Raw genomic sequence first — 21710 nt, forward strand, 5'->3', positions numbered from 1 at the left:
ACCTCTGCGTTCGTTCTGAAGCTGGGGCCGCTAAAGTAAATTAGCGTGACGACTTTTCTCGCCACCTACATGTTCGTGCACGATTTTGACAAATAGGACATCACGCCTACTGCCGTCACGCCAATGATCATCAGAGATGAGGTAGTAAGCCGGTTTTCAAGTAACGCCAATCATTTGCGACATTCTGCGCCAGCCGCCTGGGAATGCAGACCTGAAAAGTGCTCGCCCAACTCACATCAATTGAAAAGGTGAACTTGGTTGTCACGCTCCGTGATTTTGAACCCGGTTTCAAAAGCTAACATTTCTCGATTGACAGTTCGAAGCTGGCACGCGAACACAAATCTGGCGCATTACGCGATGCGCTGGGGCGTGGAAACCCCGAATGGATAGGTATGAGGCCGACCGGAACGGCCTCGACTCCTTGACCTATGGTCGGGGAGCCTGCGGCGTATGCAACAGGTTCTCCGAACTAAAGGCCGTAGGGACCGTATCCATTCGGTTTTCCAACTCCCCGATCACCAGAGATCAAGGGGGAAGCTCGCGGGGGCGTACCGCGCCGTCCCCTTTCGCGACAAGGGTATAGGATGCGGTTTCTGAAGGTTGCAGCCGTTGTCGGGTTCTTCTTGGTTACGGGAGGCACTTCGCTATTCGCGGACGACCTTCGCATAGATGGCTCCTCCGAAGTGGCGTTTGAGCGCTCACTGCAGGCCATAGCGGCCACGATCTCTGCGGAGGATAAGGAAGCCTTCGACAGGGGATTTGCTGCAATTTTCGCTGATCGCTACTTGAAGCTGGATAGTGGAGGCGCGAAAGCTGGTGTCGCTGCAATGAATGGCGTCACCAAGGAAGAGCTTCTAGCGGCAGGAAGAGGAGTGATCGCAGGAACGGTGTCTTCAGCCGATTCTCTGGCCGAAATTGGTTGGCAGTATTCTAGCCATACCGACGATATGACGGGACAGCCGAGTCGATCTGCTTATATCTCTTCCTCGAAACCCTTTGAGTTCTCTGCTCCATACACAGGCGAGCAGTACGCTATCCTGTCCGTTCGCCACCATCCGCGCGAAGGTCTCGATGTAATGTTGCGAATCGAGAAAGGGCAGTTTGCGTGCGCGGTTGCGGAATGCGCAGTCAGCGTTCGTTTTGACGAGGGACCGATACAAACCGTCGAGGTTACCGCTCCTACGGATATGGACAACACCATTCGTTTTGTTCGGAAACCGGAACCATTCCTCCATGCTTTGAAGGAATCGAAATCCGTTCGGATCGAGGCGACATTTTATAACGAAGGCAACCGAGTATTTGAATTTCGAACGGCCGGCTTAAAGCACGAATAGGCCCCCGCCTCGCTATCAGTCAACGCGGGTGGTTCAAATAGGGTATGCTCTTCCGAAACCAACTGAATGACGGTTCACAAATACAATTTGACCATTCTAAATGAACCAGATAAATGTGAACCATCCTAAATGAACTGGACGGGACTTTATCATGTTGGTTCGGGCTTATCTCCGTGCATCTACGAACGAGCAAGATGCAAAGCGAGCAAAGCAGCAGTTGGAAGCGTTTGCCTCAGAGCGTGGTTTGATTATCGCGTCGTTCTATACCGAAAATGAGAGCGGCGCGAAGCTGGTACGCCCAGAGCTGTTTCGGTTGCTTTCGGACGCCCGTGCGGGCGACATTCTCCTCATTGAACAAGTAGATCGTCTTTCCCGTTTGAACGACGAGGATTGGAAAAAACTCCGCAGCGAGATCGATGCAAGGCAAATACGCGTTGTGGCACTTGACCTCCCGACATCATGGATGCTCGCAGCGTCTTCGGATGATTTTTCCGGGAGAATGTTTGCTGCAATCAATACGATGATGCTCGATATGCTCGCAGCCGTTGCCCGAAAGGACTACGAGGATCGCCGCCGGAGACAGGCACAGGGGCAAGCCAAGGCGAAGGCGGAGGGACGTTATCGTGGCCGCGTCGAGGATGTGAAGCGCAACGACAGTATTGCCGACATGCTCAAGAAGGGCATGTCGTGGTCTCAGATTCAGGCTGGGACCGGCTGCTCGCGGGCAACCATCTCGAAGATTGCAAAACGCGCGTCGTAAGGCGTTGGTGCGTGCTGCTATGCCAAAGCCCGCACATTGGTTTTGCACCCAGTTTCAAAAAATCATCCCCGAGAGAAGTCCTCGTCGAAAGTGGCGGTAATGTTGCACGACATAGGTCCAGTGTATGTTCTGCTCCATTTGGCAGCAACCCACTGTGTGGGCGCGGGCTCTCCGGGCTTGTGCCACAGGAACGGGATGCAGCCCCGCTTGTCCCGGAAGAAATCGATCATCGCCTTGCCCTCTAGCCGCGTCAGGTTTTCCGCTTGAAACGCAAAGGTGGTGTTGATCGAATTGAGGCCGTCCGGCGACTTCTGAGAGTAACCGTCACCGAAGTCCGCCCGGCGGACGCGAGGGGTATAGTCCTCCCCCGAACCGGGAGAGGGGCCGACGCCGAGGGGAGGAATGAAGGTTTCGTAAGCCATTAGTTGAACCCGTACCTGTTGAGTGTTCCGCCGGAGCGCATCTGTTTTGCCATAAACTCGTTCATCTTGGCGTCCATCATATCGTTGACCTTGGCTGCGAGCTGATCCCCAAGAGCCTTTTGCTCCTCTGCGCTCCCGCTCGCACCCTGCAAGGTGACTTGTGTGACCGGGGCGAAGGTCATCGAACCGCCACTACCGCCACCCTCGCCGCCACCCAGCGCCTTGACACCGAATGAACCATCCGGGAGCCGAACGGTCGGCATGACCGCTTCACCGTCCTTGAGAACGGCGCGGCGCTCGCCAGACTTGAGACCGCCGACGATACCCCCGTCATGGTACTTCGGAGCCCCGGCCCAACCAACAGCGGAAACATGGCGCTGGATGCTGCCGCCAGAGCGGCCCGTGGAGCCGACGATGCCGCCCTTATGGAAGCCCGCGATTGAGGCGATGATACCGAGGATGCTGCCCAGCCCGCCACCGCCGCCCCCCTTGCCGCCGAGCCCGGAGAAGATGCTCTGGAAGATGCCACCAAGGCCCTGAAACACACTGCCAAATATGTTTTGGAACGCGCCGCCGAGCGACTGGAAGATAGCCCCGAACGTGCCCTGCGTGGTCGCCGCGACGTTTTGGAAGGCCCCGCCAACGCTGGACTGAATTTTCGGCGCAGCCTGTTGGACGGCCCCGGCAATCGGACTGCCGCCGTTGGCCCCGGTCATGCTGGAGACGTTCATCTGCTGGACCTGCATGGCACCCGCAGCGCCTTGCACTTGCTGCGCTGACTGCTGGATGCCCGACAACTGCTGCTGGCCGATTGTGTTCGCCTGCGCGGTGTTCTGCTGGATGGTTTGCAGGGCAGCGGTCTGCTGCTGGATGGCCTGCACCGCAGCATTGTTCGCCATGCCGCCCATACCGACGCTCTGGGCATCAGGGAAATAGGCCCGCTGCGCGAAGTTGAGCCCCCCGGCCCAAGAGCCGCCACCCATGCCGACGCGCCCCCCGGCGGTGTCGAAGTGCATGGTGTCGAGCGCACCGTACTTGCCCTTGCCGCCGGAGAAGTAACCGCCCCAGCGGAACTTGTCCGTGAGTTCCGGATACATGGCCATCTGGGACTGGCGCGCTTGCTGCGCGAACTGTTCGTAGGCGCGGAAGTCGGCTCCGTTCTGGTAGTTGTTGAGCACGCGCCCGGTCGCCCGGTCGGTCAACTGCACGTCTGCGGCCATGCCCTGTCCGTGGAAGCGCTTGTCGCCGGGACGGAAGCCGGAGATCACCTTGACCGCGTAGTCAGACTTCGAGGCGGCATCGCCCAATATGCTCATGAGCTTCGGATCGACGCCCGCCTTGTAGTTGCCGCCGAAAGACAGCGCGCCGCCTGCGCCCCCGGAACCGGCCCGCAGCACATCGGCCACGATATCCGTCTTGAGGCTCTTCACGGTCTGTACGGCGGTGGCCGCAGCGACGTTTGCTACGGGTTGCACGTTTCCGGCGGAGCCCACGCCCGTGGCCGCGCCGTTCGGAATGCCCTTGATCGCGTTCGCCGCGCCCGCGAAGAAGCTGGTTTTCGTGCCCGGCTCATCGCCAAGGCCCATGGCTCCCAGCACCTTGGCCATTAGAGGCCTAATAACCAGCAAGCGCAGGAAATCCGAAATCATTGACTGGATCATTTCCTTCCACCCGCCCTTGCCGATGGTGAAGAAATTGGCCAGCGAATCTTCGAGCGAAGACAGCGTGTTGCTCATGAACGTCTTGGCGTTCTCGAAGGCGTTGCCCGCCTCCAGCGCGTACTCTGTTGCCGCCTCGCGGGCACCATTCGTCGCCGTCCTGTACTGCTGGAGACGGGACATGTGATCGACAAGCGCGGTGTTGTATTCGCGCAGAAGATTGTTGCGCTCCTCCTGTGTCAGGTTCTCCATACCCATGAGCTGATTTTCGAACTGCATGAGCTGCTGGACGCGTTCACGCTCGCGACCGACAAGCCCCAAGAGCTGCTGTTCCTGCTGGAGTTGGAGCACGTGCGAGCGGAGCTGGTCGTTGGCCCGTTCGATCTCGCGGGCGCGAGTCTTCTCCGCCTTTCCGTCCGGCTGCGGGGTGGCCTTAAGGCGCAGCTCTGCGGCTTCGTCGCGGGAACCCTTATCGCCGCGACGGTCCATCTCCATCGCGCGTCGTAACGCGTCGGCTTTCGCCTTCGCCACGTCCAGCTCTTTGGTGAGCTTGGCAACGCGGGCCATGAACCCGTCCCCTTCCGGGGCGGAGTTGAGGGCTTCCCGGAGGGCGGCGCGTGCCTTTTCCTCTTGCTCGCGCAGGCGGTCATATTCGATCTTGGCTTGATCGACGTAATCCGAAAGGGACCTCCGTTGGCGCGCGTCAATCGCCCGTTGCTCTCCGATGGAAAGCATCGCACCGGAGAACCGGGTGACGTTCGGGTCAATCGTCCGCTTTCCGAGCACTTCCGCGACGGCGTTGTAGGCCGGAAGGACGTTCGTTATCAGCCTGTCGAGCTGGCGCACGAGGGAGTCCACCATCTCGGAGAAGGTGTCCTTGATGCCGTCCGCCATGTAGCCGAAGAACCCGCGCACGTTTGCGACGACGGCCCGCCATGTCTCCTCGAATAGGCGCGCTGCGGCTATGCCCTTGTCGGACACCCACTGCCACAGACTTTCAATTGCCGAGCCGACTACGGTCGCGGCTTCCGTGACATACTGCGCGGTGACGGTCATGTATGACTGCACCTGCGAACCGAAGGTGCCAGTGATGCCGTTGGCGGTGATTACGGTGCCTTGGAAGTAGACGAATGCTCCGGCGAGAACTGCAATGGCTGCGGCGAGGCCAGCCACCGCTAATGTCGCTTTCACCAAAGGGCCACCAAGCGAAGAGATAGCCTTCGCGGTAAGAATGAACACTGAGCCACCGCCGACAACAGTCATGAAGACCGCTGCACTCGCCGCCAGTGCCTTGAACCCCCTGTCCCCGTTGGCGATAGCCGTGGAAATCGTGTTGAGTGCGTTGGCGATCGATGCAGAGACGCCATACGCCTTATCGATTTCCCCGATGAACTGGGTGAGGCTCGTGCGGAGGTTGGTGAAGGCGTTGCCGATGGTGATCTGCGTCTTGTTGAAGGCAGCGTCAACGCTTGCGCTGGCCTTGTAGATCGCAGCGAACACCCGGTCGGCGGTGATCTTACCTTCCGCGCCGTATTCCTTGAGCTGGCCGATGGTGATCCCGAACTCGTCTGCGATGGCTTTAGCGACCAGGGGCGCGTTTTCACGGATCGAGCGCAGTTCATCGCCCTGCAAGACGCCGGAGGCGAGGGCCTGTCCGAACTGGATAAGAGCGGCCTGCGCTTCCTGTGTGGATGCGCCCGCGATGGTCATGGACTTGGAAAGTGTTTCGGTGACGCGGGCAACCTGCGCTTGGCTCGCGCCAATCTCTTGGGAGGCAATCGTCAGGCGGGCGAACGTGCCGCCAACGTCCTCGATAGAGTTGCGCGACCGGCGGGCAATGTCCGCGATGTCCTTGAGGGTACTTGGTACGTCTGCGAGCGGGACGCCAACTGCGGCGATCTTGTTGCCGAGACTGGTCCAAGTGTCCGCATACTGTTGCAACTCGCGGAGAAGCGCTCCGAGGGAGGCGGCGGAGATGAACTGCGCGACCGCCGTTTTCGCGTCCTCAATCCCGTTGGACAGGTTGGCCGTGGTCTGGCGGACGGATGCAGCGTTTGCCGCGCCGGAGTTGTTGCCGCGAGCTGCCGTCGTGTTCTGGTTGGCCGGGCGCTGCACACGCGTAGTTATCGGGTTGTTGTAGGAAGCCCGCAGGCGGTTCAACGACGCGATCAGCTTGTTGTGGTTGGCGATGACCTTTTGAGCTGCCTGCTGGGCATTCTGCGCCATGCTCTGGTAGGCCTTACCGGCGGCGTTCACCGCCTGCCCCGCAGAGGCGGCAGAGCGGGCGATTCGACCGTTGGATGTTTGGACCGCTTGCGCCGCTCGCCGGGATGCGGTGGTGACCGTCTTGAGAGACTGGTTCATGTTGCGCGAGACAGTCGCCAAGGGGTTTTTGGTCTTGGACAGAGAGGCAAGATTCGCCCTGACACCCTGCGTCATCTTCCGAACCTGTCCGACGAACTTCTTCACGTCCTGCTGAGCCGCATTTCTCATACGAAGGACATATGCGATTTCCCTATTGGATAGTCTTGCCATGGAAGAGCCTCAGATTGTTTGGAGTGGACACGGATCGATTGTGAAACCCGTTTCAAAATCGGCGTGCGCGATGGAGTCGATATTGCGCGTAGACGAAGGTGACGGGCCAAACCGCGATGAACGAAGCGGCGGCCAAAAGAGAGGCGGCGAACTCGGCATCAAGACGACGCGCGACGATATCGTCAGCCAGCGCGATCACATCGGCATTGCCAACCAATCTGGCGTCGGCAAGCAGTCCGCGTAAATGAACAAGCCCGCCGATAAGGTAGAGCAGCAGAAAAAAGCATACGGTCATTGCTGCTCGCCCCTACCCGCTTCCTTGCTAAGACCTGTCTGCACATATTCACGGACAAGCTCTGAGCGCGAGATGTACTTCCCTGTCGCGTACCGCCTGTCAGCAATGATCTTGTCGAGCGCCAATGCCTCATCCAGAGACACACGAAGGTGGTAGTGGATGAATCGCGCGTCAGCGTCGGACGATGTGGTCTGAACTTTCATAAGCAGTCTCCAATTCATGTAAGTTTCAGGGAAGTTTGTCCCAACCCGCGCTCCTCGCGCCGATTTCCGCAGCCGCGACGAGATCGGGGATCGGGTCGTTCTCCCCCAGCGGCTTGATGTTGTTCTCTTCCCGATACTGCTGGAGGCGCTTCTTGTCTTCGGCGCGGCGCGCTTCCTGCGCGGCCAAGGACCGGGGATGGGGTGCGCGGTTTCCGGCTCGGTTTGCCTCCGCCAACGCCAGTTCGGCTTTCTGCCATGCCGCCCTGGCCGACTGCTTGGCCTTGGCGTTTTCCTCCCGCATCCGCCGGGCGGCGCGCTCTTCCGCGATTTTCATCCGGGCGGCTTCCGGGGACATTCCTTCCTTCACCGTCAGACGGGCGAACTCGCGGGCCTCGAAATCCTTCATGTCGGATATCCAGCGGTCCGTGGCGTCCCGCCCCATCTCCACGAGGAAGTTGGCGTGGTGCCGAAGCCAGAAACCAAGCTCCGGAAACTCCGGCGGGCGGTCGCGCTTCATCCAAGCGAAGCACGGGCGGGACATCATCGCCTGCCAGTTGGCGACCGACCAGCGGACGAAGGCGTGCGCCTCTTCCGGGGAGCTGGTCCAGCGATTCACGAACATGTTCTTGACCATGCCCATTTCCTTGGGGGTCCACGCCAGGAAGATCGCGCCGGGCTGGCGTCCAAAGTGCTCCGAAAACTCGATCCGGAATGTTTCCTCCAGTGCACCCGGTTTCAAAACCCGACTGGCCTTTTCGAGACGGCGCTGATCGCGGGCGGCAAGCGGGGCCAGCAGATCGTCAACGGTGGTGGTGGAGGGGGCGGGCGCAACCGGGGAGGAGGAAATTTCTTTCGGGCGAGCCGCAGGCTCGCTTTCCCAGCCGGAGGCGGGATCTATTTCAAGCGAAGCGGAACGGGGAGCCGTGTTCCGCGAAAGCGGGACAGGGCCATACCCTTCGTGCTTAGAAAAGTCTTGCTGAATAGTTCTTGCTTTAATGTCCGGCTGTTCACGACCGGAGGGGGCGGCTGTTTGCAGCCGGGGGGTCCGGCTGTCTGCGACCGGGGTAGCGTCTTCCCAAACATCGGTGTTTTCCGGGTGGGCAACAGCATTTTCCCCATTTTGGAACCTTTTCCGGCCGGATGGCATGTTCGCCTCCGGGTTCCATTCGAGGTTGATCGATATAAACAGGCCCTTGGTGGCCGCATCTTGTCTGTTCACGACGATGACGCCGACCTTCTCCAGCGCAGACAAAGCAGCGCGCATGGGGCGTTCCGACTTACCAAGCCCACGGGAAGCGTGGTCGCCGTTCGCAAACAGTCGGTATGTGAAGTATTCGCCAGCCTTGCCCCACTCGATGGTGCGCCCAAAAATGAAACCTAGAAGTTTCCATTGTTCATCGGGCAACACGATCCATTCTCGCATGAACTTGCGAGCATAGTGGTTCTGTCCGATTGGCTGGGTGATATCTCTTAGGTCGGTTTCCGAAACCAGCTTCCGTGGTTGCGGGTTCAAGGCCACTACTTTTTGGGACGGGTGCATCAGCGCACCTCTGCTCGAAAAGGTGCGCGAGCAGGGTCGCGCCATGTCAGATTCACTCGAAGAATACTCACGCCTCGCACCGCACTATCGCGCTCGATTGTGATCACGTTGGAGGCTTCCAGCTCGCCTAGCAATCGACGGACACGCCGCTCAGTCATGCCGCAACGCGCGGCGATATCGACTGCCGAGAGCGCCGCACTTTCCAATCCATCAAAGATCGACATCCCGAAGACGAAGACGGTCACCTTGAAGGGAGCGGGCTTAAGCCCGAACCACTCCTGAAGCATCACAAGAAACAGCCGGTATTGCGTTTCTGGGTCTTCTAGATCGAGAGGGGAGGAGAGAAGCCTTCGGCGTTCGTGCTCACGGAACGAAACGACATTGTTTGTGACGGTCACCTTCTAAGTCCTTTTGCGCTATCAACGCATTCAGAATTAGCATAACTGTCAATTTTTACCAGACGACAATAACATACCACAATAAATTCTAAGAACTACTCCCCACACGCCCTGCCAATATACTGTGTATTTGTTTACAGTATAGACCCATCAAAGCCTTAGCCATGGCGCGCGGAATGCACGCGGAGGCCTGGCAGAAAATGGGACAGGAATACGCGCCCTTCTAGGAAGCGAATCATATTTGCCAGAGACTTGTGAGGGTTAGCCCTCCAGTCAGCGTGCCGTTGTGATAGCGCGAGATCACTGACTGGAGGTAAGAAGGGGCCGGGTAAGGGCCGCAGACGATTACTCGCTTGCAATTCAAATGTGCTTCAAAAAAATCTTGAAGGCAAGGGTCATTATTTTAGCTGCTGCGGTTTTTGCACCCCGTTTCAAACTTTTACGAGAGGAGAGAAGTCCACATCGGGATACCCCACCTTCCCCATCCATTCAGCCAGAACAGAGGCTCTGGTCCCCTGCCCGTAGCGATCTTCGATACCTGATCCTCGCCCCCACCCTCCGAGCGCCCTGGTAACATCAATGGGAACGCCCGCATGACGAAGAGCGTCTCGAAAGTTGTGTCTATAGCTATGATATGAAGTGCCCTTCCGAACCTTGACATCTGTTTTGAGCCAATAGCTGAAGCGCTTTTGGAAGAGATCCACCGCGTGCCGCTGATCCTCACCCGGCAGGTCAGCAAATATGCGGCGCTGCTGATCCCCGTCGCGCTGGACGGCATCTAGGAGCCCAAACTCCACGAGCCTTGGATGAACCGGGACTACGCGGGCCGATCCCCTCGTTTTCAAGCTACGGTCGTCTGTGGGCTCCAACACGAAACACGTCACGCCATCGACTTGCCGGATATCGCAATATCTGAGCCAGATGATTTCCCCCAGCCGCATTCCGGAGAACAGTGCTATGAGGGGGAGCCAAAACCGACCACGGCTGCCCTCGCTCCATTGCGGCAGGCTGGCGATGAGCCTCTTGAGTTCGTCGGTATCGAAGGGAAAGCGCTGCGCCGGTTGGGAATTGCCAGACGCCATCAATCTAGTCGCCGGGTTCGTCTCGATCACACCCTTGTCGATTGCATAGTTGAAGAACGCGGAGAGGTGGTGCGCGTAGACCTCCACGGTGCCGCGAACCAGTTTGATCCCGCCTCTTTTCCCATTGATCTCGCCAACTTCCCGCAGAGACTTGCCGTTGAGGGACTTGTCCTTTCGGTAGTTTGGCGGCAGCGCGGCTATGGTTTCGATCATGTCGGCGCACATCGCGCGGTCAATCTCGCGGACGGGAAATTCACGTCCGGCAACCTCGCGAATGGCCGCAAACGGAACGATGTATTTACGACCGGCACTCTCCGTCAGGCCAGCCCGGAGAGGATCGCTTTCGAAGCGAGTGATCAGCTCGTCAACGGTCAATCCCTTGTTGCCTACGAGTTTGGGCGCGAGGTTGGTCGCGAACACTTCAGCGAAGAGCCTATCATGGCCCGCTACGCTGAAAATGTGGGCAATACGATCCAGCGACCGGCGGCAATGTTCCACCTCCGCGCGGTGAACAAGGCCGATAAACTCAAGCCAGTGATGGTCGCCCGGCTTGATCTTAAGACGAAACCGGCTCGCTATATCTAGAGCCTTCTTATGAAGATCGCCCGCCCACACATCATAGGGCGACTCCAAAATCTCCAACCATTCATTGAGATAATCGCGATCACTAACCGAGACAGGGCTACTTTCCGCATCGCGCTCCGCCTCAAATAGGTAGACACGTACCGCTTGCTCCAGTTGGTGTCGGGACGCCTTATTTTCGCGATCCGCTGCGGTGGAGATGCCCAGCCGAGCATCCTGAAACTGTTTGTCTACCTCCGCCGCCTTAGCGCGGGCGCGCTCAGATGCGATTCGATAGTCCGTCGTGTTAAGTGGGATGGTGAGCTGCTGCCGATTTCCGAACAAAGCCGCGATATCCGCAGGGATGCGCCTCACATAAAAGTAGGCAGATTTCTTGCGAACTAATCCCGGCGTTTTTGCCATCTGTCCCACCTGCATGACCGACCACGTTGGAACCAATGTTGGAACCTAAGCACGGTACAAAGTCTTTGTTTACAGGTATTTGCAGAGAAATCAAATAGGTAGGAGGTCAGTGGTGGGCCCGGAGGGACTCGAACCCCCAACCAAGCGGTTATGAGCCGCCGGCTCTAACCATTGAGCTACAGGCCCACGCCGGATTGGGTCCGGGACTCAGCGAACCAATGGCAGTTCGTGAACGGCAATGGCTCTAGCCGAAAACCTTTTTGACGACAAGTCATTGCCGTAATGCCCACACAATCGGTTATCATGAAGTGAGCAGGGACAGAAACAACCGGAGAGACACGACCCATGACTTCCACACGCACTGCCCGCACGCTTTCCATCGCTGCCTTGGCTGCCGCCTTTGCGGGTATTGCCGCTGCCGGCGCGCACGCGCAGGATGCGACCAAGGAGCGCGAAGCGATCATCACCGTTGCCGGCGAAGGCCGCTCGTCGATCGCGCCCGACATGGCTATCCTGCAGCTGAGCGTCGTCAAGGACGCCAAGACCGCGCGCGAGGCGCTCGACGCCAACAACAAGACGATGGCCGAGGTTCTGAAGGCGCTCAAGGACGGCGGCATTGCCGAGCGCGACCTGCAGACGAGCGGCTTTTCGGTCAACCCGCAATACAACTATCCGAACAACAATGACGGCGGCAACCGCCCGCCGGAGCTGATCGGCTACCAGGTGGCCAACGGCGTCAGCGTGCGCGTGCGTGACCTCGCCAAGCTCGGCGAGATCGTCGACAAGTCGGTCACGCTCGGCGTCAACCAGGGCGGCGGCATCCAGTTCACCAACGACAAGCCGGAAGGCGCGATCACCGAAGCACGCAAGGCGGCCGTTACCGACGCCATCGAAAAGGCGAAGGTGCTGGCGGAAGCTGCCGGCGTTTCGCTCGGCAACATCGTCAACATCACCGAGCAGGGCTTCCGCCCCGAGCCGGTGCCGATGATGCGCGCCGGCATGGCCAAGGAATACGCGGCCGATTCCGTACCGATGGCAACGGGCGAAAACAGCTACAACGTCACGGTCAACGTCACTTTCGCGATCAAGCAGTAAAGCGCGATCAGGCAGCAATGCCTGGCGCCGGAGCCCGAACGCGGCGATCCCGGACGGGATTTCAAGCGATCGGCCAAGGCCGGCATCGGACGAGATGAAAGACCCCGCGCGGTTTTACTGCGCGGGGTCTTTTCGTCTCTCGCGTCAGATTGCCCGTGCCGCGCAAAAGGTTGCTGCGACCCGCGGCCAACAGCATGGCGCAGAGCTCTCCTCTGGACAGGTGCGGTGCCGGCGTACCGCAGAAGGGCGCCGCGATGACGCCTGAGATGAGCCGTGGCGCATCTCTATGGCAGGTATCTGGCCTTGCATTCGCTGTCGAGATCCACGGGCGAACGGGCGCTCCGCCGAACCTTAAGCAGACCGCATTGTCTGAGATACGGGATCCTGCTGTCCCGAACTGCCATGACGGCCAGCCGCCTGACCCGTGGCGGGCTGCGCATTGAAGGCTGCTCGCAGCGCCCGGGTACAACGCACGGACTGCTGCCCCGCACCCTGTCCTTGCCCGGACCGCCTGTCTTCGCGCATTTTTTCAGAAATCGGCCGTTACCGTCCTGCGTCACCGCCAAGTGGCGCCGCGGCGGTGGATTAGACCGTCTGCGTCTCCGATGCGAGCAGAGACGAAGAAGACGAACTCTTGGTTTTAGGCATGACCCGACGCAAAACCGCCTCGCACTTCCCCCCGATCATGCTTGCAATCCTGGCCGAGGCCGATGATGCAAACATGCCGCTGCCGGGCCAAAGGCGCGGCCCCGTCCTTCACACAACAAAAACCCCTCACGCCTGGGGCGTGAGGGGTGCAATTCCGCCGGCCGGGGGAGACAGGACGGAAAAGGGCTTGTTACCAGCGGCCGATAACCGGGCAACCGCGCTCGTTGGCGAATGCGATCGTCTGGCGATAGCCGCGGCGGCTGCCTTCGACGATCACGCGGCGGTGCGAGACATCGGCGACGTAGGCGCGGCGCAGGCCGTGGTCGCGGGCCTTGTCGACGGCCATCCAGGGAGCGCAGCCTCTGCGGCGGCCGCCATCCCAGCCACGATCCGGACCGCGGCGATCACGACCCCAATCACGCTCGTCGCCGTAACCGCCGTTGTAATCGCGGTACTGGACCTGGACGCCGCCGCCCGAGCCGAAGCCGAACTCGACGGTGTCTGCGGATGCGGTGGAAGCGGCGCCCACGAGGCCGGCCAAACCGATGACGACGGCGGCGGCGGTGTTGATGAGGATGTTCTTCATGGTCTTTCTCCGGGCTTGAAGGGTTCGATCTGCAATCACCGTCCCAAGCGATTGATCCGACATTAGCGGCGCCAAACTGAACGCCAGCGGAATTGCACATTCATGCCGGGTTCAGATTGCGGACACCTGACGAGAAGCGGCGCGAGGAAGGGATTCGTTCGACTTTCAGGCGAAGAGCGGCGGCGGGTGGCCGACGAGGTCGCGACCTGTTTTTCTGGGCGATACCAATGGATTAGCCGGCGTGAAAGCGCGCAAGGATCGAGCGATCTGCGCGTCGGGCCCCGAACATGGGGCCACACCAGCAAGCTGCGAGGATCACGCCATCCGATACGCTCAGCCGGAAAGTTCCGCCTCGAACGCACGCATGTTGCGATAGTGGCTGAGACGGGTAATCGACTGGTCCTCGATCTCGAAGACGAAGACGCTGGGGATCGAATAGGTCTGGCCGGAGGCGGCAGGGAAACCGTCAAACGTCTCGCGGTAGCTGCCGCGCGCCGTCAGGTCGGCGGCGACCCGCTGGCCGAAGCTGTCGCGCATGAGCACGATGTCGCCGTAGCTTTCGTCGAAATGGCGCAGAAACGTCATGATGTTGGCCCGCAGCGGCTCGACGCCGACCGTGCGCTGGCCTGTCAGCGAATCGAGCGCCACATCCTCGTCGACAAGCCGCGAAAGCGCGTCGAAGTCGCGGTCGTTCAGTGCCTGGATGAAGCGGCTGGCGATGGTCTGCGCGTCGGTCATGTCTGCCCTCGATGCTGTTTGCGGATGCGTGACTGCCCATGCCCGAAAGCGTTGAAAACGCCGATCGGGCGGATGGCGCGGGGGCACCGTCCACCACTTGATATGGAAGGGCGACGGCTGCCTTCAAGGCGTTGAAGCGATCAGGTTGCGATCTCAGGCGCCAAGATGCAGCACGATTTCACGGCGATGCGGCCGGTCGCGATGTTCGAAGAGATAGATCCCCTGCCATGTGCCGAGCGCCATGCGCCCGGCATTCACCGGGATGCCGATCGATACCTGCGTCAGCGCCGCCTTGATATGGGCGGGCATGTCGTCGGCGCCCTCATCGGTGTGCATCACCCAGCGCATCGATGAATCGGAGGTCGGCGGGACCAGTCGGCCGAAGAATTCTTTCAGGTCCCGCTTCACATCGGGGTCGGCGTTTTCCTGGATCAGCAGCGAGCAGGAGGTGTGGCGCACGAACAGCGTCAAAAGACCCTCGGCCCCGCCATTGGCGCGCACGAATGCTGCCGCCTCGTCGGTGAACTCGTAGAGCCCCTGTCCGCGGGTGGAAATGACGATCGTGGTCTGCGGCATTGGCGTCGGCCCTCCCCGGCTGGCGGCCGCATGCCGCGCCCGCTCATCCACGCAATCGGTACATGCCGTCGCCAAGTCAAGCCGGTCGGGGCCTCAAGCCGGCCTACTTCTCCAGAAACGCCTCGAAGCCGCCATAGATCATGCGCTTGCCGTCAAAAACGTCCTTCCATTCGTCACCCTGCAGCCGTGGATCGGCCATCACCTTGGCGACGATAGCGTCGCGATCGGCGCGGGACTTGTAGGTGATCCACGAAAACACCACCGTCTCGTCGTCCTTCGCCTGGACCGCGCGCGGAAACGACGTCAACTCGCCATAGGGCACGTCGTCACCCAGGCATTCGGCATAGGAAAGCGCGCCGTGCTCCATCCACACGTCGCCCGCCGCACGCGCCATGTCCTTGTAGGCGTCGATATTGCCCTTCGGCACGGCGACGATGAAACCATCCACATAACTCATGTCGATATCCTCCTTTTCAGCTCCTGCCACCAAAGGACGATCGGGACGGAAAGGTTCCGACAAGGCGCCACGAATTTTGAAGATGGCGGGCATCGAGCCGTCCAGGACTGCACCCTTGCGGAAAAATTCGGTCAGCCTGTCGGCTGGCGCGCCACGACTTCGTCCTTTGGTGGCAGACGATCATTCAAGGGAGAACCGCCATGCAGAAGATCACGCCGTTTCTCTGGTTCGACGACCAGCTCGAGGACGTGATAGAATTCTACACATCCGTCTTCCGCAATGCCCGCGTCACCGACATCAGCAAGGGACCCGACGGCAAGGCCTTCACCGCCTCTTTCGAGCTTGAGGGCCAGGCCTTCATGGGCCTGAACGGCGGACCGCATTTCCAGTTTTCCGAAGCCGTTTCTTTCTTCGTGCGCTGCGCCGATCAGGCCGAGGTCGATTACTATTGGGAGCGCCTGCTCGAGGGCGGCACGCCGCAGCGTTGCGGCTGGCTGAAGGACCGTTTCGGTCTTGCCTGGCAGATCATTCCTGACGCGCTGATGCGCCACCTCGGCGATCCCGATCGGGCGCGCGCCGGCCGCGCCCAGCAGGCGATGATGGGCATGATCAAGATCGACATCGCCGGGCTGGAAAAGGCGGCCGCCGGCTGACGACGACCGTCAGCTGCCGCAGCTGCCGAGCTGACGGCTATAGAGCGAGGCCATGCCGGCGGCGCGCTTGGCGCCGTTCTTGGCGGTCGTGCTCCAGTTGCCGCGGGCATAGCCGGCGTGGCCGTGATAGTAGGCTATGTAGAGCCGGTAGGTGTCGTTGAGCGCGATGCCGTTTCGCTGGCCGCTTTCGCGGTGATACCAGGCGATGAAGCGGATGGCGTCGCCGAAATCCGAGCGCCGCGCCGTCCAGCGGCCGGTCTCGCTCTGGTAGCGCGCCCAGGTGCCGTCGAGCGCCTGCGAATAGCCATAGGCCGTCGAAACGCGCGTCCAGGGGATGAAGCCGAAGAGCTTGGTGCGCGGCGGCTTGGCGTTATGGCGGAAGCCCGATTCCGTATAGATCGTTGCCATCAGCACCGGCACGGGCACGCCATATTCGCGCTCCGCCTGATAGGCGGCGCGGCGCCAATTGTTGAATAGGCCATCTCGCTGCTCGAAAACCGCGCATGCGTTCCGGGTGTCTCTCGGCACCGTCGCGCAACCGGCCAGCAACAGGAGGACGACGACAAAAACGCAACGCATCTTCGAACCTCTCGTATCCGAGAGATTGATAAAACGTAAACGTTAAGGATCGGTTTTAATTCGAATGCGAGGGATCGGGGGGCGCACGTGCAAAGCCCCGAGATTGCGCTATCTGAGGGTTCATGTTTGGCCTACTCTGCGCAGGCTGGAGGACAGCGGCAGACCGGCGGCCGCAGGCTCAAGCGCGGCGCGCGATCCCGGGCACGCCGAAGGCGACATGGGCAAAACGAGGAGAGCGAAAGATGCGACTTCCTGCCGTGATGTTTGCAGCGTTGGTCGGACTGACGGGCATGACGCCGGCGGCCTGGGCCGACGATTGCGCCGATGCCAGCGACCAGGCAACGATGAACGAATGTGCGGGCAAGTCCTTCAAGGTTTCCGACGCCGAACTCAACACCCTCTACAAACAAATCGAGGCGCGCCTGAAGGACGACCAGGACAAGGCCAGGCTGCTGGTCGCCGCCCAAAAGGCATGGATCGCCTTCCGGGATGCCGAGTGCGATTTTTCCGCCGCTGGCGTCGCCGGGGGCTCGGCCTATCCGATGATCGTTCTGCAATGCAGGGATGGCCTGACGCAGAACCGCGTCAAGGACTTCAAGACCTATCTGAGCTGCGAGGAAGGCGACCTCAGTTGCCCCGTGCCATCAGCCAACTGAAGCGCCACGGGCGCAGAAGCGCAAAGGCGTGGTTTGTTGCTATCGCGCTTGCCGCCACTGGGGCCGGCAACAAGGCTGAGGCAACGGACCTGTCTAGCCTCTATACCAGCGACGCGATCGTTACCGGAACCGGCGAAGAAAACCGCGAGCTCGGCTTTCGCGAATGCCTGAGCGAGGTTCTGGTCAAGGTCTCCGGCGATTTCAAGATTGCCGACAGCGCGGCGCTTGCGGCCCTTCAGCGGAACGCCGCGCCCTATGTCGCTTCCTTCACCTATCGAGACAGGCTCGAAGGCGTGCCGATCCACGACGAACAGGGAACGCACGATCGGCCGCACGATCTCACCTGCCGTTTCGATCCCGCCATCATCGATCCGCTCCTGGCAAAGCTCGACCGCAAGCCGTGGCTGTCACCGCGTCCTGTGATCGCCGTGCTGTTGGCGGTGCACGACCAGAGGCGCCGCTTCGTCCTGGCGCGCGACGGCAGCGAGAGCCCCTATATGGTGCAGTCGCTCGAGGCCGCCACGGTTCCGCTGGCGCTGACGGCGCGCCTTCCGGACGTGGCGACGCTGACCGCAGGCGGGCTCGATTTCGAGCACCTGCCGCAGCTGAAACCGGCCGAACTTGGCAGCCTCGCCACGCAGATCGACGCAGAGATCCCCCTCGCCGGAACGCTCGTCTGGTCCGACGCCGCGCGCGGCTGGATTGCCGACTGGCGTCTCATCGAAAACGGTAGCGAACACCACTGGCAGATCCGCGGCGTCAGCTTCGACGATGCGTTTCGCAACGCCATGCGCGGTGCCGCCCGCATCCTCTCCGGCAACGGCGCGCCCTAGGTCGCCGCGCTCAACCGAGCGAGGCCACCAGTTCGCGATAGGCCGCTTCCGGGAAGGCTTTCAGCGTGCGGGTGCGCACATTGCCGCCCATGCCGAGCGTCATGGCAAAGCGCGCCGCCACCGCGTCGTCCGGCGCCTCGCAGATTGCCACCATGTCGTATTCGCCCATGGTGAGAAAGAAATGCTTGAAGGAGCCGCCCATGTCGGCGAGCATCTTCTTGGCCGCATCGAGGCGTTTCGGAGACTCGCGCACATTCTTCACGCCCTGCTCTGTCCAGTTGAGGAGCACGACATAAGTGGTCATTTCACACCTCCCTGAGGACACGCTTGACGCCCGCGGTGCGATTGCTCCCGCGCTTTGGCCGGGTGCCCCGATTGCTCGGAAAGGCACAGTATAATCCTCTGCGCCAACGCTCACAAGAAATTGACCGGGAGCCGCCGAACAAGGGGAAGCGCGCAAACGAAAAAGCCGGGCGAAGTGCCCGGCTTTTTGATGGTTCGGTGGTCGACCGCTTAGCTGTCGAGGAAGCTTCTGAGCTTCCTGGAGCGGCTCGGATGCTTGAGCTTCCTCAGCGCCTTCGCTTCGATCTGGCGGATACGTTCGCGGGTAACCGAGAACTGCTGGCCGACTTCCTCGAGCGTGTGGTCGGTGTTCATGCCGATGCCGAAGCGCATGCGCAGGACGCGCTCTTCGCGCGGCGTCAGCGAGGCGAGAACACGGGTCGTCGTTTCGCGCAGGTTCGCCTGGATGGCGGCGTCGATCGGCAGCAGCGCGTTCTTGTCCTCGATGAAATCGCCGAGATGCGAATCTTCTTCGTCACCCACCGGGGTTTCGAGCGAGATCGGCTCCTTGGCGATCTTCAGGACCTTGCGGACCTTTTCGAGCGGCATGGCGAGCTTTTCGGCCAGTTCTTCCGGCGTCGGCTCGCGGCCGATTTCGTGCAGCATCTGGCGCGACGTGCGAACGATCTTGTTGATCGTTTCGATCATGTGCACCGGGATACGGATCGTGCGGGCCTGGTCGGCGATCGAGCGGGTGATCGCCTGACGGATCCACCAGGTGGCATAGGTCGAGAACTTGTAGCCGCGCCGGTATTCGAACTTGTCGACCGCCTTCATCAGGCCGATGTTGCCTTCCTGGATGAGATCGAGGAACTGCAGGCCGCGGTTGGTGTACTTCTTGGCGATGGAGATGACGAGGCGCAGGTTGGCTTCGACCATTTCCTTCTTGGCGATGCGCGCTTCGCGCTCGCCCTTCTGCACCATCGAGACGATGCGGCGGAATTCGGCAATCGAGATGCCGGTTTCGGTCGCAAGATTCTGGATTTCCTGGCGGATGTCGCGGATCGTCTGGTTTTCGCTCTTGGCGAATTCCTTCCAGCCCTTGCCGGCCAGGTTGCTGATCGACTTCATCCAGTTCGGATCGAGTTCCGCACCGGAATACTGTTCCAGGAACGAGTCGCGCTTGACGCCGTAGCTTTCGGCAAGGCGCAACAGGCGGCCTTCGTTCTGCATCAGGCGCTTGGAGATGTCGTAGAGCTGCTCGACCAGGCTGTCGACGCGGTTCTGGTTGAGCGACAGCGACTTGACCGCCTTGATCAGCTCGTCCTTGAGCTCCTTGTAGCGGCGCTCCTGGGCAGGCGACAGCGTGCCGGTGGCAGCAAGGCGGGCTTCCACCTGCTGGTCCTGCAGCTTGCGCAGCTTCTTGTAGGTCTCGGCGATGATGTCGAGGGTTTCCATGACCTGCGGACGCAGTTCCGCTTCCATGGCAGCGAGCGAGAGGTTCGACTCGTCGTCGTCTTCCTCTTCTTCCTCGCTCGGCATGACGTCGCCGCCGACATTGGTGATGTCGTCGTCGTTGGCGGCGCGAACCTTGCGGGTCTTTTCCTTTTCCTCGGCAGCCTTGCGGTCGGCCTCGATCTTTTCCGGGCTCTGGAACTGTGGCGCAGCCTTTGCCTCGGGACCGGAATAGGTGGTTTCGAGATCGATGATCTCGCGCAGCAGCGTCTGGCCCTCGTTGAGTTCGTCGCGCCAGATGATCAGCGCCTGGAACGTCAACGGGCTCTCACAGAGGCCGGCGATCATCGTCTCGCGGCCAGCCTCGATGCGCTTGGCAATCGCGATTTCGCCTTCGCGCGACAGAAGCTCTACCGAACCCATTTCGCGCAGATACATGCGCACCGGGTCGTCGGTCCTGTCGGTCGGCTCTTTCTTCTTGGTCGCAGCCAGCGCCGTGCCGCCGGAAGGGGCCAGTTCGCCGCCTTCACCGTCGTTGTCGTCGTCGCTGCTTTCGTCGTCGCTGCTGCTGCCGGCGGCTTCCTCAGCTTCCTCGTCTTCGATGACGTTGATGCCCATGTCGGAGAGCATCGCCATCGTGTCTTCGATCTGCTCGGAGGTGACTTCTTCGGACGGCAGGACGGAATTCAGCTCGTCCATCGTCACATAGCCGCGCTTCTTGGCGGCCTTGATCATCTTCTTGACAGCGTCATCGGAAAGATCGAGAAGCGGGCCGTCCGGAGCGCCTTCGCGTTCAACGTCAGCTTCTTCGTTTTCTTTGACTTTGGTTGCCATTTAGTTCGTCGCTTTCCTTGTCGCAACCGGCGTGAGCCCGGTGCAAATGCCGCTCGAAGGTCCGGGTGCGCCGCGCACCCGCCACCGAATCATTTCCCCTGACGTAACGGGATGATGTTTAATTCCTGATTAACCACGATAGCGATCGTGGCCAAGCGGGCAAGCTTCGACAGTCCTGCCACTGAAGCACTACTGGCATGATATCCTAACCGCCGTGTCATTTCGCCATTTCTTGCTTGGAAATGGTGATTCCCAGAATTTTCGATCCCGTCAAGCATTTCCGCTGAAAAACCGCCCGATTCGGCAAAAATCGCCTCAGTTCACGTTTTATGGTGTTTATCAGCATCCGCTGAACATGTAGGCACTGCCCGTAAAAAGACAAGGGTCGAGACCGCATGTCGGCAATGTCAAATTGCATCTGATCGGACACCGCAACCATTGCGCTGCTCTTATCGGGCACCGGTCAAACCGAACGCCCGTCATACTTCACGATTTTCACCGCTTCGATGTCGAACTCCGGCAGGCACCGCAGGTTGATCGCTGCCATCGGCCCATTCGGGCCAGCACCTTCGCCGTAAGGCGCAATGCCGCAATGATCACAGAAGTGGTGCTTGATGACGTGCCTGTTAAACTCATAGGTCGAGAGGTCGGCTTCCGGCGTCTTCAGGCGCAGACTGTCGCGCGCGACGAAGGCCAGCAATCCGCCGCGTCGGCGGCACATCGAACAATTACAATCGATCGCCTCGGAGAATTCGCCGTCCACCTCGAAGGCGATCTTGCCGCAATGACAACTTCCCTCATAACGCATGCACGATCTCCTGTTGCCGTTACAACCGTCGATCGCAGTCACGCGCGACCGTGTGGGCAAAGATAGTGCGTTGTCTCGACCAAACAAGCGGCTGCTGATGCCCCGCTCAAAGACGCAAAACAATTCCTCTGCGGAAGCCGGAATGAAACGCAGTTTGCCACCAGGCAGACGAAAGGGCCGCACGCCTTCACGACGCACGGCCCAATCATAAGGCTTCGATTTTTGCGGCCTCACCCGGCCCCGCCTACCAGTCCATGACGACCTTGCCGGAGTTGCCGGAGCGCATGGCCTCGAAGCCA

21 protein-coding genes and 1 tRNA gene are annotated in these 21710 nt (G+C 60.4%); 6 read left to right on the forward strand and 16 right to left on the reverse strand.

Translation table 11 applies throughout. The features are described 5' to 3' along the window. Positions 1-584: 584 nt before the first annotated feature. Both RTP54_RS12900 and RTP54_RS12905 read left to right on the forward strand, forming a co-directional pair. Positions 585-1334 carry a hypothetical protein gene (locus RTP54_RS12900; protein WP_312363072.1) on the forward strand — a complete coding sequence of 250 codons (750 nt, stop codon included), beginning with the start codon at positions 585-587 and terminating at the stop codon, positions 1332-1334. A gap of 151 nt (positions 1335-1485) precedes the next feature. After that, a complete protein-coding gene (locus RTP54_RS12905) occupies positions 1486-2094 on the forward strand; it encodes a recombinase family protein (RefSeq protein ID WP_312363074.1) in 609 nt (202 codons plus the stop codon). A gap of 62 nt (positions 2095-2156) precedes the next feature. Here RTP54_RS12905 and RTP54_RS12910 read toward each other — a convergent pair whose 3' ends face one another. The 8 genes from RTP54_RS12910 to RTP54_RS12945 all read right to left on the reverse strand — a co-directional run bounded on the left by RTP54_RS12910 (position 2157) and on the right by RTP54_RS12945 (position 11397). Next, entirely contained in the window at positions 2157-2516 is a 360-nt protein-coding gene (locus RTP54_RS12910; protein ID WP_312363075.1) for a phage tail protein, read from the reverse strand. Beyond that, on the reverse strand, positions 2516-6709 hold the full coding sequence (locus RTP54_RS12915; protein WP_312363077.1) for a tape measure protein: 4194 nt from the start codon (positions 6707-6709) through the stop codon (positions 2516-2518). Before RTP54_RS12915 ends, RTP54_RS12910 begins: the two co-directional genes overlap by 1 nt. A 52-nt stretch (positions 6710-6761) precedes the next feature. Beyond that, the gene (locus RTP54_RS12920; RefSeq protein ID WP_312363079.1) at positions 6762-7004 is read right to left on the reverse strand and encodes a hypothetical protein; all 243 of its coding nucleotides are present in this window, start codon (positions 7002-7004) and stop codon (positions 6762-6764) included. Further along, positions 7001-7207 carry a hypothetical protein gene (locus RTP54_RS12925; protein ID WP_312363081.1) on the reverse strand — a complete coding sequence of 69 codons (207 nt, stop codon included), beginning with the start codon at positions 7205-7207 and terminating at the stop codon, positions 7001-7003. The genes RTP54_RS12920 and RTP54_RS12925 overlap by 4 nt, the downstream gene beginning before the upstream one ends. A 25-nt stretch (positions 7208-7232) precedes the next feature. Then, positions 7233-8747, reverse strand: a complete 1515-nt coding sequence (locus RTP54_RS12930) for a hypothetical protein (protein WP_312363083.1) — start codon at positions 8745-8747, stop codon at positions 7233-7235. Further along, positions 8747-9145, reverse strand: a complete 399-nt coding sequence (locus RTP54_RS12935) for a hypothetical protein (protein WP_312363085.1) — start codon at positions 9143-9145, stop codon at positions 8747-8749. The genes RTP54_RS12930 and RTP54_RS12935 overlap by 1 nt, the downstream gene beginning before the upstream one ends. A gap of 431 nt (positions 9146-9576) precedes the next feature. Then, positions 9577-11211 carry a site-specific integrase gene (locus RTP54_RS12940; protein WP_312363086.1) on the reverse strand — a complete coding sequence of 545 codons (1635 nt, stop codon included), beginning with the start codon at positions 11209-11211 and terminating at the stop codon, positions 9577-9579. A 110-nt stretch (positions 11212-11321) separates the two neighbouring features. Further along, positions 11322-11397, reverse strand: a tRNA-Ile gene (locus tag RTP54_RS12945). A gap of 159 nt (positions 11398-11556) precedes the next feature. Between RTP54_RS12945 and RTP54_RS12950 the strand changes: the two genes are divergently transcribed. Then, the gene (locus RTP54_RS12950; RefSeq protein ID WP_312363087.1) at positions 11557-12306 is read left to right on the forward strand and encodes an SIMPL domain-containing protein; all 750 of its coding nucleotides are present in this window, start codon (positions 11557-11559) and stop codon (positions 12304-12306) included. Between the two features lie 838 nt (positions 12307-13144). On the opposite strand, the gene RTP54_RS12955 is transcribed toward RTP54_RS12950, so the two are convergent. From RTP54_RS12955 to RTP54_RS12970, 4 genes are all read right to left on the reverse strand, one after another. Continuing rightward, complete coding sequence (locus RTP54_RS12955; RefSeq protein WP_312363089.1) at positions 13145-13540, reverse strand: hypothetical protein; 396 nt, start codon at positions 13538-13540, stop codon at positions 13145-13147. Between the two features lie 333 nt (positions 13541-13873). Continuing rightward, the gene (locus tag RTP54_RS12960) at positions 13874-14278 is read right to left on the reverse strand and encodes a ketosteroid isomerase-related protein (protein ID WP_112810402.1); all 405 of its coding nucleotides are present in this window, start codon (positions 14276-14278) and stop codon (positions 13874-13876) included. A gap of 153 nt (positions 14279-14431) precedes the next feature. After that, positions 14432-14854, reverse strand: coding sequence for a secondary thiamine-phosphate synthase enzyme YjbQ (locus RTP54_RS12965; RefSeq protein ID WP_312363093.1), 423 nt, complete (start codon positions 14852-14854; stop codon positions 14432-14434). Positions 14855-14957: 103 nt separating this feature from the next. Then, a complete protein-coding gene (locus RTP54_RS12970) occupies positions 14958-15311 on the reverse strand; it encodes a DUF1428 domain-containing protein (protein WP_112810436.1) in 354 nt (117 codons plus the stop codon). Between the two features lie 200 nt (positions 15312-15511). Between RTP54_RS12970 and RTP54_RS12975 the strand changes: the two genes are divergently transcribed. Next, positions 15512-15964: a VOC family protein gene (locus RTP54_RS12975; protein WP_312363096.1), complete on the forward strand. Its 453-nt coding sequence runs from the start codon at positions 15512-15514 to the stop codon at positions 15962-15964. A 9-nt stretch (positions 15965-15973) separates the two neighbouring features. On the opposite strand, the gene RTP54_RS12980 is transcribed toward RTP54_RS12975, so the two are convergent. After that, positions 15974-16543, reverse strand: coding sequence for a transglycosylase SLT domain-containing protein (locus tag RTP54_RS12980; RefSeq protein WP_112810405.1), 570 nt, complete (start codon positions 16541-16543; stop codon positions 15974-15976). A 242-nt stretch (positions 16544-16785) separates the two neighbouring features. Here RTP54_RS12980 and RTP54_RS12985 point away from each other — a divergent pair, with 242 nt between their 5' ends. Continuing rightward, on the forward strand, positions 16786-17199 hold the full coding sequence (locus tag RTP54_RS12985) for a lysozyme inhibitor LprI family protein (RefSeq protein WP_312363100.1): 414 nt from the start codon (positions 16786-16788) through the stop codon (positions 17197-17199). After that, positions 17175-18032, forward strand: a complete 858-nt coding sequence (locus tag RTP54_RS12990; protein ID WP_312363101.1) for a DUF2066 domain-containing protein — start codon at positions 17175-17177, stop codon at positions 18030-18032. Before RTP54_RS12985 ends, RTP54_RS12990 begins: the two co-directional genes overlap by 25 nt. Before the next feature lie 10 nt (positions 18033-18042). Here RTP54_RS12990 and RTP54_RS12995 read toward each other — a convergent pair whose 3' ends face one another. From RTP54_RS12995 to RTP54_RS13005, 3 genes are all read right to left on the reverse strand, one after another. Continuing rightward, positions 18043-18336 (reverse strand): GYD domain-containing protein, encoded by a 294-nt coding sequence (locus tag RTP54_RS12995; protein ID WP_025427881.1) that lies wholly within the window; start codon positions 18334-18336, stop codon positions 18043-18045. A gap of 209 nt (positions 18337-18545) precedes the next feature. Next, positions 18546-20603 (reverse strand): RNA polymerase sigma factor RpoD, encoded by a 2058-nt coding sequence (gene rpoD / locus RTP54_RS13000; protein ID WP_112810408.1) that lies wholly within the window; start codon positions 20601-20603, stop codon positions 18546-18548. Between the two features lie 463 nt (positions 20604-21066). Then, positions 21067-21411: a GFA family protein gene (locus tag RTP54_RS13005; protein ID WP_112810410.1), complete on the reverse strand. Its 345-nt coding sequence runs from the start codon at positions 21409-21411 to the stop codon at positions 21067-21069. Positions 21412-21710: the final 299 nt, after the last annotated feature.

The organism is Ensifer sp. (genome assembly GCF_031989085.1).
Lineage (GTDB): Bacteria > Pseudomonadota > Alphaproteobacteria > Rhizobiales > Rhizobiaceae > Ensifer.

Bases quoted from the DNA above. Each gene is read 5' to 3' on its own strand.
- RTP54_RS12940 (WP_312363086.1), bottom strand. From the start codon at position 11,211: ATGGCAAAAACGCCGGGATTAGTTCGCAAGAAATCTGCCTACTTTTAT.
- RTP54_RS12950 (WP_312363087.1), top strand. From the start codon at position 11,557: ATGACTTCCACACGCACTGCCCGCACGCTTTCCATCGCTGCCTTGGCT.
- RTP54_RS12980 (WP_112810405.1), bottom strand. From the start codon at position 16,543: ATGCGTTGCGTTTTTGTCGTCGTCCTCCTGTTGCTGGCCGGTTGCGCG.
- RTP54_RS12900 (WP_312363072.1), top strand. From the start codon at position 585: ATGCGGTTTCTGAAGGTTGCAGCCGTTGTCGGGTTCTTCTTGGTTACG.
- RTP54_RS12970 (WP_112810436.1), bottom strand. From the start codon at position 15,311: ATGAGTTATGTGGATGGTTTCATCGTCGCCGTGCCGAAGGGCAATATC.
- RTP54_RS12915 (WP_312363077.1), bottom strand. From the start codon at position 6,709: ATGGCAAGACTATCCAATAGGGAAATCGCATATGTCCTTCGTATGAGA.
- rpoD (WP_112810408.1), bottom strand. From the start codon at position 20,603: ATGGCAACCAAAGTCAAAGAAAACGAAGAAGCTGACGTTGAACGCGAA.
- RTP54_RS12905 (WP_312363074.1), top strand. From the start codon at position 1,486: ATGTTGGTTCGGGCTTATCTCCGTGCATCTACGAACGAGCAAGATGCA.
- RTP54_RS12975 (WP_312363096.1), top strand. From the start codon at position 15,512: ATGCAGAAGATCACGCCGTTTCTCTGGTTCGACGACCAGCTCGAGGAC.
- RTP54_RS12930 (WP_312363083.1), bottom strand. From the start codon at position 8,747: ATGCACCCGTCCCAAAAAGTAGTGGCCTTGAACCCGCAACCACGGAAG.
- RTP54_RS13005 (WP_112810410.1), bottom strand. From the start codon at position 21,411: ATGCGTTATGAGGGAAGTTGTCATTGCGGCAAGATCGCCTTCGAGGTG.
- RTP54_RS12925 (WP_312363081.1), bottom strand. From the start codon at position 7,207: ATGAAAGTTCAGACCACATCGTCCGACGCTGACGCGCGATTCATCCAC.
- RTP54_RS12910 (WP_312363075.1), bottom strand. From the start codon at position 2,516: ATGGCTTACGAAACCTTCATTCCTCCCCTCGGCGTCGGCCCCTCTCCC.
- RTP54_RS12960 (WP_112810402.1), bottom strand. From the start codon at position 14,278: ATGACCGACGCGCAGACCATCGCCAGCCGCTTCATCCAGGCACTGAAC.
- RTP54_RS12995 (WP_025427881.1), bottom strand. From the start codon at position 18,336: ATGACCACTTATGTCGTGCTCCTCAACTGGACAGAGCAGGGCGTGAAG.
- RTP54_RS12955 (WP_312363089.1), bottom strand. From the start codon at position 13,540: ATGAAGAACATCCTCATCAACACCGCCGCCGCCGTCGTCATCGGTTTG.
- RTP54_RS12920 (WP_312363079.1), bottom strand. From the start codon at position 7,004: ATGACCGTATGCTTTTTTCTGCTGCTCTACCTTATCGGCGGGCTTGTT.
- RTP54_RS12985 (WP_312363100.1), top strand. From the start codon at position 16,786: ATGCGACTTCCTGCCGTGATGTTTGCAGCGTTGGTCGGACTGACGGGC.
- RTP54_RS12965 (WP_312363093.1), bottom strand. From the start codon at position 14,854: ATGCCGCAGACCACGATCGTCATTTCCACCCGCGGACAGGGGCTCTAC.